Origin of the sequence: Bacillus silvicola (assembly GCF_050524305.1) — a bacterium.
GTDB lineage: Bacteria > Bacillota > Bacilli > Bacillales > Bacillaceae_G > Bacillus_A > Bacillus_A cereus_AT.
Genome location: NZ_JBNGVC010000002.1, coordinates 123,215 through 136,770 on the forward strand (window position 1 = coordinate 123,215; position 13,556 = coordinate 136,770).

A 13,556-nucleotide genomic window follows, 5' to 3' on the forward strand; every position below is an offset into this window, starting at 1 on the left:
TACATTGTTACGGATTTATTTAGATAAAATTTTTTCATGTTTGAAATTTTATCTAAATATTATAAAAATAACAAAAAAATGTTATAGTAAAATGAGAGTAGATGACATTTTTAGGTAAGGGGGAATCCGGAATGTGGATTACTTCAGAAGTAGAAATTCCAGATGAGTTAATTGATCATCTTGAACAAGGGAAGTTAGTACTATTCGTTGGAGCGGGAGTTTCTATGAAAGGGAAATCAAACTTACCGAATTTCGATGATTTAGTTGATGAAATTTCGAAAGCTTTATATGTCGAAAAACGTGAGATGACAGAACCACACGATTATTATCTTGGTAAAATTGCGAAAACGAAAGATGTACACCAAGTTGCAAGAGATCTCGTTAATATAGAAAAATCAAAACCGAATCCATTACATTATGCCATTCCAAGGTTGTTCCCGTTAGATACGGATGTTCGCATTGTAACGACAAACTTTGATCAACATTTTACGTATGCAATTAAGGAAATGAATAGAGAGCTAAATATTTATTATGCACCTGCATTACCGACAGGGAGAGCGTTTAAAGGCTTAGCTTACATACATGGGAATATAGAGCAGGAGAAAGAAGCTTTAATTTTAACAGATGGTGATTTTGGAAGGGCTTACTTAACGGAAGGATGGGCGAGACGATTTCTAGTGGATTTATTTTCGAATTACACCGTTTTATTCGTTGGGTATAGTCATAATGACCCAGTAATGAAATATTTAGCAACAGGGTTACCACCGAGTACAAGGCGTTATGCTTTCGTCGCACAAGGTGATAATACATACCATTGGGAACATTTAGGGATAAGACCTATTGTGTATCCGAATAAAGCAAATAATCACCAGTCACTTGTGAAAGCGGTGAAACGATGGGCGGAATTAATGGGTGATAATTATATTACGAAAAGAATGCGTATTCGTGATATTGTAACTGTTCCTCCATCAGTAGAGCAGGAGCAATTATCCTATATAAAACAATCAATAAAAAAAATAGAAACAGTTCGGTACTTTGTTGAATTTGCTCGTGATTACGAATGGGTGGAATGGCTTGAAGCAGAGGGAAAACTAAGAAATTTATTTCTGCTTACAGCAAATTATGATGAAGTTGATGAATTACTTGCGGAATGGTTAGTGGAGCAATTCCTTTTTACTCATCAAAAAGAACTATTTCAAATGATTTTTAAAAATCATTCTAAAATATCCCGGTTATTGTGGCGAACAATTTGTACTTATTTGAACGAAACGAAGGAATCGATGGATCCTTTGTTGTTTGCAAGATGGACATTGCTTTTATTAGAAACAGCAGAGAAAGATAGTAGCTCAATTGAAATGATCTCATACTTATTGCAAAAATGTTCTTTCCCTGAACATAAAGAAATTGGCTTGTTGTTGTTAACGTTTATTTTAGACGGGAAACTTAAATTGAAACGTGTAAGAAGATGGGGAAATGATATGCAAGAGTCGATAGAACTTGAGGAATCGAGTCGTTTACCAGTGCCTATTTTTTCTCATGTAGAGCGAATTTGGAAAGAGAAAATGAGACCACATATCTCATACTATGCTGCTCCTATTATGGTAATGGGATTAGAAAAGATACAACTATTATCATTAAGACAAAGTGTACTAAAAAAAAGAGATAGAGAAATTTCAGAGCAAGAGTTACAGCAAAATGATTTTACGTTTTTAATTCAAATTGTAAAAGAGTGTCTTACATATTTATGTGAAAACAATGAGAAAAAAGCGGATTATTATATTACAGAAATGATAGAAACAGATAGTGTACTTCAAAAGCGAATTGCGATTGAAGCGATGAATAAAAATGTATTCGTTACTGCGGATGTCAAACTGAAGTGGTTACTACATGAAGGCCTTCTGCTAGATGTCACATATAAACATGAAGTGTTTCAACTTTTAAAGAATTATTATGCAGATGCTTTAGAAGAAACAAAAGAGGAAATTATCCAAACTGTATTAGAACATCTTGCAGAAGAGAGGGCGTTTGATGCTTGTCTCGTTCTAGATACATTATTTGCATGTGATTCGAATAGTCGATGCACGATAGAAGGATATGAATTAATGAAACAGAAGCACCCTCATTTTTCTTCTGATCGATACAGTGTTCCTAAGAAAGAATATATTGAACAAAGCATTACTTGTAATGTAACAGCTGATGGATTACTACAGCTGAAAGACGATGAAATAATGAAGCAAGTTCTACAGTTTTCTCAAGATGGTGTTTTTGAGCAACGCCATTTTTTAGAGATGTTATCAAAAGCATGTAAATTGAATGTAGAGTGGAGTGTTTCGTTTGCTTATCAACTAGTAGGCGTACATGAAATTAGTAATGAAGTGTGGTTTGTTTGTATTAGAGAGTGGAGAAATAATAGGAATTTAACGAGTGAGCAAATTCAAAGGATTATTCCGTTATTGCAGAAGTTTGTTAGAAATAATACTTTTCATTGGTTAATTAGTAGTTTTCTATATGAAATTAGCAATCGATTAGAAGAGCTAGAAGAGAATAGTATACGGGTTGTAAAGCGTTTTGCTTTTTCAGTATTTCCACAAGTTATGAGAGGGGAAACGGATTTTAAGATTGGAAAACAAGAGTTTTACAATGAGTCTATACAGCATCCTGTTGGGAAGATGACCGCTGTATTACTAAAACTGTTAGCATACGATCACTTATATGATCGTAATGTGTATGAATATTTATTTTTATTTGAGGAACAGGTAAGGGTTACTTCGGAAAGAACGAACTTTATGTTCGCTCGCTTAACAGCAGATATTACGTTTTTATACCATATTGAGAAGCAATGGTGCCGAAAATATATATTACCCTACTTAGATTTAAAGAAAGAAAATGAGCTGACCAAGTATGCGTGGGCGGGATTATGTTATACGCAAATTAATTTACCTTTATTTACAGAAATGAAGAGATATATTAAATATGCGGTAGAACATTTAGAGGTGCTACATCCGTATACGAGAGAAGCGTTTTTAAAATGGCTTAGCTTTGTATTTATTAAATGTGTACTGTATTGGGAGCAAAAAACAGATTGGTTATACCCACTCTTAATGCAAGTAAACGAAAATAATAAAATTAAATTTATGCAGTATGTATGCTACTACGTAAAAACGTTAAGCGGAAAAGAACAACAAAAATTTTGGACAGCATGGCTAAGTGTATTTTTAAGAGAACGTCCGAAAATGGGTGTAATAACTACGAGAGAATATATGATGATTTTACGTATTGTATTATGTATGGATGAGATTTTAGAAAAAGGACTTTGTATTATATCAAGTAAATTTCTAGGTGTAGAAGGGCAATGCAATCAAGAGGAAATGAAACAGTTATTTACTGAGATGCTTGAAAAGAAGAATAGCATGAAAGAATATAAAGGGCTTTATGCAAATGTCTTTTTTATTTTACTTCAAACACGTCAAGAAGCTGATTTACTTGAGAAGGAAATCATACAAATAAAAGAACAATTAATTGATTATGGAGTAGAAAAACACGTATTAAAATTAATTGAAAATGAGATGATTCGTATCGGAATAGTAATGGAGAATTTGCAAGAAGAATTCTAGGGTGAAAGCGGAATTTTAAAAAAATAAATAAAAAGTTGTTGACAGTGTTTTGAAAAGCGTTCTATAATACGAATCATACTTATTCAATTTCAAAAACATTTGAATAAACAAAGTGCAATGAAGAGATCACAGTAGTGGTTAGTCTTACTGTAACAGAGAGCTGGTGGTTGGTGTGAACCAGTACAGGGATAATCATGAATTACAGTCTTGGAGCATCTTTTTCGTAGTAAAGATACGATTGTCTTTATGAAGAAAGAGCGGTCAATTGATCGTTAACAGTGAAGAGAGGTAGACGGAAATTTAGTCTACAACTAGGGTGGTACCGCGATAAATATCGTCCCTACTGATTTATTCAGTAGGGACTTTTTGTATTTTGACGGTCCAACTTGAAAATATAATAAACATGCGTTGAAAGGAAAAGCAGTAGTTGTTGTTTCCCTGTAACAGAGAGCTGGTGGTTGGTGCGAACCAGTACAAAAACAAGAGCGAATTACAGTCCTGGAGCATCTTTTTCGTAGTAAAGATAGTATTATCTTTATGAAGGGAAAGACGGTCACATTGATCGTTAACAATGAAGAGAGGTAGACGAAATAAGTCTACAACTAGGGTGGTACCGCGATAAATATCGTCCCTACTGATTGAATCAGTAGGGCTTTTTTGTACAAAAAAAGTGGCTTATTAACTAGTAGTTAGTGTCTTTATGGTAATTATTAGTTTAAAATAAGAAGAGGTATCGATTCCACTTTAAATTTGTATAATTAACCAGTTCTGAAAATAGAGAATTTTTCATTCTCTTACTATACTTTTAAAACATTAGAGGAGGATTTCCAAATGGCAAATCATGAATTAGATCAATTACGTAAACAGGTAGATGAAATTAACTTACAACTATTACACCTATTAAACAAACGCGGTGAAATCGTTCAAAAAATTGGGGAACAAAAACAAGTACAAGGTACGAAACGTTTTGACCCAGTACGTGAGCGTGAAGTGCTTGATATGATCGCAGAGCATAACGAAGGACCATTCGAAACGTCAACGGTTCAACATATTTTCAAAACGATTTTCAAAGCAAGCTTAGAATTACAAGAAGATGATAACCGTAAAGCGTTACTAGTATCACGTAAAAAGAAAAAAGAAAATACAATCGTTAATGTGAAAGGCGAATTGATTGGAAACGGAACACAAACGTTCATTATGGGACCTTGCGCAGTAGAAAGTTTAGAGCAAGTTCGCCAAGTAGGGCAAGCAATGAAAGACCAAGGTTTAAAATTAATGCGCGGTGGTGCTTTCAAACCGAGAACATCTCCATACGATTTCCAAGGTTTAGGAGTAGAAGGATTACAAATTTTACGCCAAGTAGCAGATGAGTTCGACTTAGCGATTATTAGTGAAATTTTAAATCCGAACGATGTTGAAATGGCGCTAGACTACGTTGATGTAATTCAAGTTGGCGCACGTAACATGCAAAACTTCGATTTACTACGAGCTGTAGGTAAAGTTAACAAGCCAGTATTATTAAAACGTGGTTTAGCAGCAACAATTGATGAGTTCATCAATGCAGCGGAATACATTATTGCGCAAGGTAACGACCAAATTATTTTATGTGAGCGCGGTATTCGCACATACGAAAGAGCGACACGTAACACATTAGATATATCAGCAGTACCGATTTTAAAGAAAGAAACACATTTACCAGTTATCGTTGACGTGACGCATTCAACTGGACGTAGAGATCTATTATTACCAACAGCGAAAGCGGCACTTGCAATTGGAGCAGATGCAGTAATGGCAGAAGTACATCCAGACCCAGCTGTTGCGTTATCAGATTCTGCGCAACAAATGGATATTCCAGAATTCCATAGATTCATGGATGAGTTAAAAGGTTTCAAAAATAAATTATCTTAATTCCATATCATATATGCGCTGAAGAGGAAACAGTAGTGCTTATCTCACTGTTAAAGAGAGCTGATGGTCGGTGTGAATCAGCACAAAGGTAAGCATGAATTACAGCCTCGGAGCATCTTTCTCGCCAACCTTTGGAGGGAAGGACGGTCAAATGATCGTTAAAGAAGAAGAGAGGTAGACGAAATAAGTCTACAACTAGGGTGGTACCGCGATAAACATCGTCCCTACTGAGCGCTCAGTAGGGACTTTTTTGTACAAAAAAATAGTAAAGGGGCAAGAGAAATGAGATACATTACAGCTGGAGAATCACATGGGCCGCAGTTAACAGTTATTTTAGAAGGTGTACCAGCAGGTTTAACATTAACGGCGGAACATATTAATAAAGAGTTATTAAGAAGACAAAAAGGGCATGGGCGCGGAAGACGCATGCAAATTGAAACAGATACAGTTGAGATTGTAAGTGGTGTACGTCACGGGATGACACTTGGCTCACCAATTACGCTAATCGTAAAAAATGATGATTTCAAACATTGGACGAAAGTAATGGGCGCAGAACCAATTTCAGAGCAAGAAAGTAAAGAAATGAAGCGTACGATTACAAAGCCACGTCCAGGACATGCGGATTTAAACGGGGCAATTAAATACGGCCATCGTGATATAAGAAACGTATTAGAGCGCTCTTCTGCAAGAGAAACGACAGTTAGAGTTGCAGCTGGTGCAGTTGCGAAACAAATTTTGAAAGAATTAGGTGTAGAAATCGCAGGACATGTTCTTGAAATTGGTGGGGTAAAAGCGAAGCATATTACTCACTTACCGATAGAAGAAATTCAAACGATTACTGAAAATTCACCAGTTCGATGTTTAGATAAAGAAGTAGAACAAGAAATGATGGATGCGATTGATGATGCGAAAAGCAGCGGAGATTCAATCGGTGGTATTGTTGAGGTCATTGCAGAAGGAATGCCAATTGGAGTAGGTAGTTACGTTCATTACGACCGCAAATTAGATGCAAAACTTGCCGGTGCTATTATGAGCGTGAATGCGTTTAAAGGTGCTGAGATCGGAATTGGTTTTGAAGCGGCAAGACAGCCGGGAAGTAAAGTGCACGATGAAATTATGTGGGATGAAGAAAAAGGCTACACGAGAAAAACAAACAATGCTGGCGGTTTAGAAGGCGGTATGACAACAGGTATGCCAATTGTCGTAAGAGGCGTAATGAAGCCAATTCCTACATTATATAAACCGTTAGCAAGTGTTGATATTGATACGAAAGAAGCATTCCAAGCGAGTATAGAAAGATCTGATAGCTGTGCAGTACCAGCAGCCGGTGTTGTTGCTGAATCTGTTGTAGCATGGGAACTTGCAGATGCGCTAGTCGAACAATTCGGAAAAGACCGTATGGAATTATTAAAGCAAAACATTACGCAACATAACAAATACGCAAAAGAATTTTAATGAAAAGGTGGATTTAACATGCGAGTAAAAGATCAACTATCATCATTACAACCATATAAACCAGGTAAATCACCTGAACAAATGAAAGAAGTGTATGGAGATCATTCATTTGTGAAATTAGCATCGAATGAAAATCCATTCGGCTGCTCCCCACGTGTTTTAGAAGAATTGCAAAAATCATGGTTGGAACATGCTTTATATCCTGACGGAGGTGCTACAAAGCTCCGTCAAACAATCGCAGAGAAATTAAATGTTCAAATGGAACAAATACTTTGCGGTAGTGGTTTAGATGAGGTCATTCAAATAATAAGTCGCGCCGTATTACGAGCTGGAGATAATATTGTAACGGCTAGCGCAACATTCCCGCAGTACCGTCATCATGCAATTATTGAAGGCTGTGAAGTGAAAGAAGTTGCTTTAAATAACGGTGTATACGACTTAGACAGAATTTCATCAGCAGTTGATAACAATACAAAAATCGTTTGGATTTGTAATCCAAACAACCCGACAGGCACATATGTGAATGAGTCAAAATTGACTCAATTCATTGAAAGCATTAGTGAAAATACGTTAATTGTCATTGATGAAGCGTACTATGAATACGTAACAGCAAAAGATTTCCCTGAGACATTACCGCTTCTAGAAAAACATAACAACATTCTTGTACTTAGAACGTTTTCTAAAGCGTATGGATTAGCTTCTTTCCGCGTTGGTTATGCGATTGGACACGAAGAGTTAATCGAGAATTTAAATGTCGTACGTTTGCCATTTAACGTATCTTCATTAGCGCAAAAAGCAGCGACGATTGCTTTTAACGATGAAGCATTTATTGAAGAAATTGTACGTGTTAATACAGAGGGATTACAACAATACGAAAGTTTTTGTAAGGAAAATGAAATTCCATTTTATCCGTCGCAAACAAACTTCATCTTCTTACCAGTAGATAATGGTGGAGAGATTTATGAAGCTTGTGCACACGCAGGATTTATTATTCGTCCGTTCCCGAATGGTGTCCGTATTACAGTCGGCACAAGGGAGCAAAATGAAGGAGTGATTTCAGTGTTAAAACAACACTTTGAAAATAAGAAAAGTAAGTCTCGAGATGAGGCAAATGTGTAAAAAGGTAGTATTAATTGGAACAGGATTAATAGGAGGCTCACTTGCATTAGCAATAAAAAAAGAACACGAAGTAACGATTGCCGGATATGACATATTTAAAGAGCAAGTAGAGCGTGCGAAAGAATTACATGTAGTAGATGAAGTAGCAGTAGATTTACAGCGTGCATGTGAAGAGGCACATTTAATTATTTTTGCTTCTCCAGTTGAAGAAACGAAGAAGTTATTACACAAATTAGCGTCATTTCGTTTACGAAAAGATGTTATAGTGACCGATGTTGGTAGTACAAAAGGAACGATTATGAACGAAGCTGAAGCTTTATTTTCAAAGGAAGTTTCTTTTATTGGTGGACATCCAATGGCAGGTTCTCATAAAACTGGAGTTGAAAGTGCAAAAGCACATTTATTTGAAAATGCATTTTACATTTTAACACCAATGAACCATGTGCCAAATGGACAAGTGGAAGAACTAAAAGGTTGGTTAAAAGGAACAGGATCACATTTTCTCGTCTTAAATACAGAAGAACACGATTATGTAACAGGAATTGTTAGTCATTTCCCGCATCTTATAGCGGCAGGATTAGTAAAACAAGTTGAGAAACATGCAGGGGATAACCCGCTTATTCATCAACTTGCGGCAGGCGGATTTAAAGACATAACACGTATCGCTTCAAGTAGTCCGAAAATGTGGAGTGATATTGTAAAACAAAACCGTGAGCATTTATTGGAGCTATTAGAAGAATGGATTTCTGAAATGGAAGATTTATATAAGACGGTTTCTAAAGGAGATGCGGGTGAAATACAAAATTATTTTGCTGACGCAAAAGAATACCGTGATTCTTTACCAGTACGAAAGAGAGGTGCAATTCCTGCCTATCATGACTTATACGTCGATGTTTTAGATAAAGTAGGTGCATTGGCTCATATAACGAGTATTTTGGCGCGCGAAGAAATTAGTATTACGAACTTGCAAATATTAGAAGCGCGAGAAGGACTGCTTGGGGTATTACGTATTAGTTTCCAAAGAGAAGACGATCGGATGAAAGCAAAGCTGGCGCTTGGAAAAGAAGAATACCAAACGTATGAAACAATTTAAAAAAGAGGGTGACAAAGTGAAAGAAACAACAATACAACCTGTAACTAACGGATTGAATGGCGCAATTACAATCCCAGGTGATAAGTCCATTTCACACCGCGCTGTTATGTTCGGCGCAATTGCAGAAGGGAAAACAACAATTAAAGGTTTCCTACCTGGTGCAGACTGTTTAAGTACGATTTCTTGTTTTAAAGAAATGGGAGTAGAGATTACGCAGCATGGAGACGAAGTTACGGTAATTGGAAAAGGATTAGAAGGTTTACAAGAACCGAAAGCTGTATTAGATGTTGGTAATTCCGGTACAACAATACGTTTAATGTCAGGGATTTTGGCTAACACACCATTTTTCTCTTGCGTACAAGGTGATGCGTCTATCGCAAAGAGACCGATGAAACGTGTAACAAATCCATTAAAACAAATGGGCGCAAATATTGATGGCCGAGAAGAAGGAACATTTACGCCGCTCACAATACGTGGCGGAGATTTAAAAGCAATTGAGTACACTTCACCTGTAGCAAGCGCACAAGTAAAGTCAGCTATTTTACTTGCAGGACTTCGTGCAGAAGGTGTAACAACTGTTACAGAACCACATATTTCCCGCGACCATACGGAAAGAATGCTTGAAGCGTTCGGTGTAAAGGTAACTCGCGTGGGGAAAACTGTAAAACTGGCGGGTGGACAGAAGTTAACAGCAACAGACGTCCATGTGCCAGGTGACGTATCATCAGCGGCATTTTTCTTAGTAGCAGGTGCAATTATCCCAAATAGTAAACTACTATTACAAAATGTAGGAATGAACCCAACACGTACAGGTATTATAGATGTTTTAGAGAAAATGGGTGCTACGTTTACTGTAGAACCGATTCATGAAGGCGCATCAGAACCAGCTGCGAACATTACAATCGAAACTTCTTCATTAAAAGGAATCGAAATTGGTGGAGATATTATTCCAAGACTAATCGATGAAATTCCAGTTATCGCTTTAGCAGCAACACAAGCAGAAGGAATTACAGTGATTAAAGATGCACACGAATTAAAAGTAAAAGAAACGAACCGTATTGATACAGTCGTTGCGGAGTTAACGAAACTAGGAGCTCGCATAGAAGCAACTGATGACGGCATGATCATATACGGAAAATCAGCTCTAAAAGGCAATACAGTAAATAGTTACGGTGATCACCGCATCGGAATGATGCTCGCGATTGCTGGCTGTCTAGCAGAAGGAAAAACAACAATTGAAGATGCAGAAGCAGTAGGCGTATCATATCCTACATTCTTTGAAGAACTTCAAAAGTTAGCGAAATAATAGGATGAAAAGCAGATATACAGTATAAATATACATTAAGCTCGTAAGGACATTATAAGCAAGCTACTTATAATGTTAAAAATGAACTATTTAACAACAATAGGACTTTTGAGACAAGGTTTTTCCCTTAACGTTGAAAAGAAGCCGAACAAGAAGAACGGTACCTATTGATTTTAATCGTTTTCATTTAATTAATTAACTCGACAATTGATGAAACATTTTAACTTAGAAGGGAAGAAATATTTATGATAGTAGAAATCGTAAATAATCAACAACAATTAGAAGATGCTTACGCTATTCGACAAAAGGTTTTTATAGAAGAACAACAAGTCGATGTAGAAGAAGAAATTGATGAACATGACAAAACCGCTACTCATTTTGTGTTATACGATAATAGCAAGCCAATTGGAGCTGGACGTTTTCGTATTGTAGATGGCGTTGGTAAAATTGAACGAATTTGTGTAGTGGCAACTGATCGCAAAGCAGGTTCTGGAAAATTAATTATGAATGAAATTGAGAAGTTTGCACAAAATCAGGGCATTTCTAAAGTGAAATTGAATGCCCAAAAACATGCAATTGGTTTCTATGAAAACTTAGGGTATGAAAGTATTTCTGAAGAATTTATAGATGCGGGTATTCCTCATCGCACAATGATTAAGAATCTGTAAATAGAACGATAATGCGGGGGATTAATTTTCTATAACTTTACAACGAGAAAAATCACCCTAATATTATTTAAAGTGGTAAATATGCCTTTGTAAGTCATATTAACTAACTAAAGCTTAATTTCTCCCTTACTATACCGAGAAATTAAGCTTTTTTATTATGGGATTTACTTGACGTTGTAAATCCGTATTTTCCTACCAATCTTATCTGGGATTCAAAACGTTGATATATTTCTAATCATCAACCCGAAACATTCAAAATGATAGTACAATACATATAGGGAATGGGGGAGAAAAAGATGAACGTCATACAATTAAAAGAAGATAAATTCAGAGAAGCATTATGTTTATCAGAATACGCTTTTCAATATAAAGCAGATGAGGAACGAGTGCAGCAACAAATGACTCGAATGAAAGAAAGTCATGAAATATACGGCATTATGGAAGGGGAAGACTTAGCAGCAAAATTGCATCTTATTCCGTTTCATATTTACATAGGCACAGAAAAATTTAAAATGGGAGGCGTTGCAGGGGTAGCGACGTATCCGGAATATAGAAGAAGTGGGTATGTAAAAGAGTTACTTCAGCATTCACTGCAAACGATGAAAAAAGCTGGTTATACAGTATCGATGTTACATCCATTTGCTGTTTCATTTTACCGCAAATACGGCTGGGAGCTTTGTGCAAATCGCCTTGTATGTCATATGGAGAAGAGCGATTTGATTATGAAAAAACAAGTAAATGGTATTGTGAAACGTTTTAATAAAGAAAACCATCCAGAAGAAGTAGAGAAAATTTATGAAACATTTGCAGAACGCTTTTCAGGTATGCTAGTTCGCAGTGAAAAATGGTGGTTACAAGCGGTCTATCATGATTTAACATTAGCGATTTACTATGATGAAAATAAAACGGCAGCTGGTTACGTATTATATAAAATAGAAAATTATAAAATGACAGTAGAAGAATTTGTTCCACTGCATAATGAAGCGAGAAATGGCCTATGGAACTTTATTTGCCAGCATGATTCTATGATTAAAGAAGTTGAAATGATATTAAGTGAGAAAGAACCGTTGTTATATACATTGCAAGAGCCACGCGTGAAGGCAGAAATAAAACCATATTTTATGGGAAGAATTGTAGATGTGGAGCAGTTCTTAAAACAATATGAGTTGAACTGGAACGATGCGCAGCAAGAATTGATTTTACACGTTACAGATTCATTTGCTCCGTGGAATAACGTAACGGTGAGACTTGCAAATCAGGAAATAACAATTATGAAAGAAGAAACAATAGATAAAGGAATTAAGCTGGACATTAATGCGCTATCTACAATAATGTTTGGCTATAAACGTCCGTTAGAGCTAAGTAAGCTTGAATTAATTAGTGGAAGCGAAGAGGAGATACGAACATTTGAGAATGTAGTCCCGGTGCGTGAAGCGTTTATTTATGATTTCTTTTAATTGTATATTTGAAAGTGAACTGTACCAAATAAAGTTTTGGTACAGTTCGCTCTTATTTTGTTGTTTTTTGTCGTTAAGTCGATATATCTTGAAAATCGCTGATAAAATTTGAGTTGCGCTGATATATTCTGAAAATCGCCGATAAAATTCGAGTTGCGCTGATATATCATGAAAATCGCCGATATAATTTCACTCACAGATATGGGATTAAAAAACATAACGTAACTGTGTAGCACACTTGACTTTTAATCCATCTAATTTATAATTAAAAGCGGAATGAATTTTCATTCCTAAAATTGAGGTGAAAAAATGGCTAAAAACAAACAAGAGGATATTTTTGATGCTGCAATACAACTTTTCGCAGAGCGTGGTTACGATGGTACGACAATTCCGATGATCGCTGAAAAAGCAAAAGTCGGCGCTGGTACTATTTATCGCTATTTTGAAAATAAAGAGGCACTCGTTAACTCATTATTTTCAAAAAGCATGTTGCAATTATCTGAAATACTAAAAACTGATTTTCCTGTTGAAGCAAATATTCGTGAACAGTTTAGTCATATTTATAACCGTTTATTTGAATTTGCGAGAAACAATGTGGATGCTTTTCTTTTTACAAATTCTCACTGTGGTAGTTATTTTCTTGATGAACAGAGTAACAAAATATTTGACGATTTTATAGGCTTCTTTATGAATATTATAGAAGATGGAATCGCAAAAGGTTTTCTTCGTCCATTGCCTCCAGTTGCTTTAATTATTATTGTATATCAACCGTTAGAAAAATTAACTAAAGTAATGGCAACAGGGCAATTAGAATACTCAAAAGAATTAGTAAAAGAATTGGAAGAGAGCTCTTGGAATGCTATTAGAATCATTTGATTCTATAGCTCTATATGGACAGGAATGAACATTCATTCCTAAACAAATATAAAAAACGAT

The 13,556-nt window shown here is 35.9% G+C and carries 9 protein-coding genes and 3 other annotated features; all 9 genes read left to right on the top strand.

The window, feature by feature from the left end:
- Window positions 1-101 precede the first annotated feature (101 nt).
- Window positions 102-3,614 carry a DUF4020 domain-containing protein gene (locus ACP6L7_RS07605; RefSeq protein ID WP_097830431.1) on the top strand — a complete coding sequence of 1,171 codons (3,513 nt, stop codon included), beginning with the start codon at window positions 102-104 and terminating at the stop codon, window positions 3,612-3,614.
- Window positions 3,615-3,722: 108 nt separating this feature from the next.
- Window positions 3,723-3,959: a binding site (T-box leader), on the top strand.
- A gap of 54 nt (window positions 3,960-4,013) precedes the next feature.
- Window positions 4,014-4,250: a binding site (T-box leader), on the top strand.
- 195 nt (window positions 4,251-4,445) lie between these two features.
- Entirely contained in the window at window positions 4,446-5,522 is a 1,077-nt protein-coding gene (locus ACP6L7_RS07610) for a bifunctional 3-deoxy-7-phosphoheptulonate synthase/chorismate mutase (protein ID WP_001273571.1), read from the top strand.
- Between the two features lie 9 nt (window positions 5,523-5,531).
- Window positions 5,532-5,751: a binding site (T-box leader), on the top strand.
- Between the two features lie 53 nt (window positions 5,752-5,804).
- The gene (gene aroC / locus ACP6L7_RS07615) at window positions 5,805-6,977 is read left to right on the top strand and encodes a chorismate synthase (RefSeq protein WP_097830433.1); all 1,173 of its coding nucleotides are present in this window, start codon (window positions 5,805-5,807) and stop codon (window positions 6,975-6,977) included.
- A gap of 18 nt (window positions 6,978-6,995) precedes the next feature.
- A complete protein-coding gene (hisC, locus tag ACP6L7_RS07620) occupies window positions 6,996-8,096 on the top strand; it encodes a histidinol-phosphate transaminase (protein WP_097830434.1) in 1,101 nt (366 codons plus the stop codon).
- Window positions 8,089-9,189, top strand: a complete 1,101-nt coding sequence (tyrA, locus tag ACP6L7_RS07625) for a prephenate dehydrogenase (RefSeq protein ID WP_097830435.1) — start codon at window positions 8,089-8,091, stop codon at window positions 9,187-9,189. Before hisC ends, tyrA begins: the two co-directional genes overlap by 8 nt.
- Window positions 9,190-9,205: 16 nt before the next feature.
- Complete coding sequence (gene aroA / locus ACP6L7_RS07630) at window positions 9,206-10,495, top strand: 3-phosphoshikimate 1-carboxyvinyltransferase (protein WP_097830472.1); 1,290 nt, start codon at window positions 9,206-9,208, stop codon at window positions 10,493-10,495.
- A 245-nt stretch (window positions 10,496-10,740) separates the two neighbouring features.
- Window positions 10,741-11,163, top strand: coding sequence for a GNAT family N-acetyltransferase (locus tag ACP6L7_RS07635; RefSeq protein WP_071746314.1), 423 nt, complete (start codon window positions 10,741-10,743; stop codon window positions 11,161-11,163).
- Window positions 11,164-11,459: 296 nt separating this feature from the next.
- Window positions 11,460-12,620, top strand: a complete 1,161-nt coding sequence (locus tag ACP6L7_RS07640; protein ID WP_071746313.1) for a GNAT family N-acetyltransferase — start codon at window positions 11,460-11,462, stop codon at window positions 12,618-12,620.
- A gap of 309 nt (window positions 12,621-12,929) precedes the next feature.
- Window positions 12,930-13,496: a TetR/AcrR family transcriptional regulator gene (locus ACP6L7_RS07645; protein WP_097830438.1), complete on the top strand. Its 567-nt coding sequence runs from the start codon at window positions 12,930-12,932 to the stop codon at window positions 13,494-13,496.
- Window positions 13,497-13,556: the final 60 nt, after the last annotated feature.

What these genes read in the sequence shown, in the direction of transcription:
- ACP6L7_RS07610 (WP_001273571.1), top strand. Translation starts at nt 4,446, where the DNA reads ATGGCAAATCATGAATTAGATCAATTACGTAAACAGGTAGATGAAATT.
- ACP6L7_RS07605 (WP_097830431.1), top strand. Translation starts at nt 102, where the DNA reads ATGACATTTTTAGGTAAGGGGGAATCCGGAATGTGGATTACTTCAGAA.
- aroC (WP_097830433.1), top strand. Translation starts at nt 5,805, where the DNA reads ATGAGATACATTACAGCTGGAGAATCACATGGGCCGCAGTTAACAGTT.
- tyrA (WP_097830435.1), top strand. Translation starts at nt 8,089, where the DNA reads ATGTGTAAAAAGGTAGTATTAATTGGAACAGGATTAATAGGAGGCTCA.
- hisC (WP_097830434.1), top strand. Translation starts at nt 6,996, where the DNA reads ATGCGAGTAAAAGATCAACTATCATCATTACAACCATATAAACCAGGT.
- ACP6L7_RS07645 (WP_097830438.1), top strand. Translation starts at nt 12,930, where the DNA reads ATGGCTAAAAACAAACAAGAGGATATTTTTGATGCTGCAATACAACTT.
- ACP6L7_RS07635 (WP_071746314.1), top strand. Translation starts at nt 10,741, where the DNA reads ATGATAGTAGAAATCGTAAATAATCAACAACAATTAGAAGATGCTTAC.
- ACP6L7_RS07640 (WP_071746313.1), top strand. Translation starts at nt 11,460, where the DNA reads ATGAACGTCATACAATTAAAAGAAGATAAATTCAGAGAAGCATTATGT.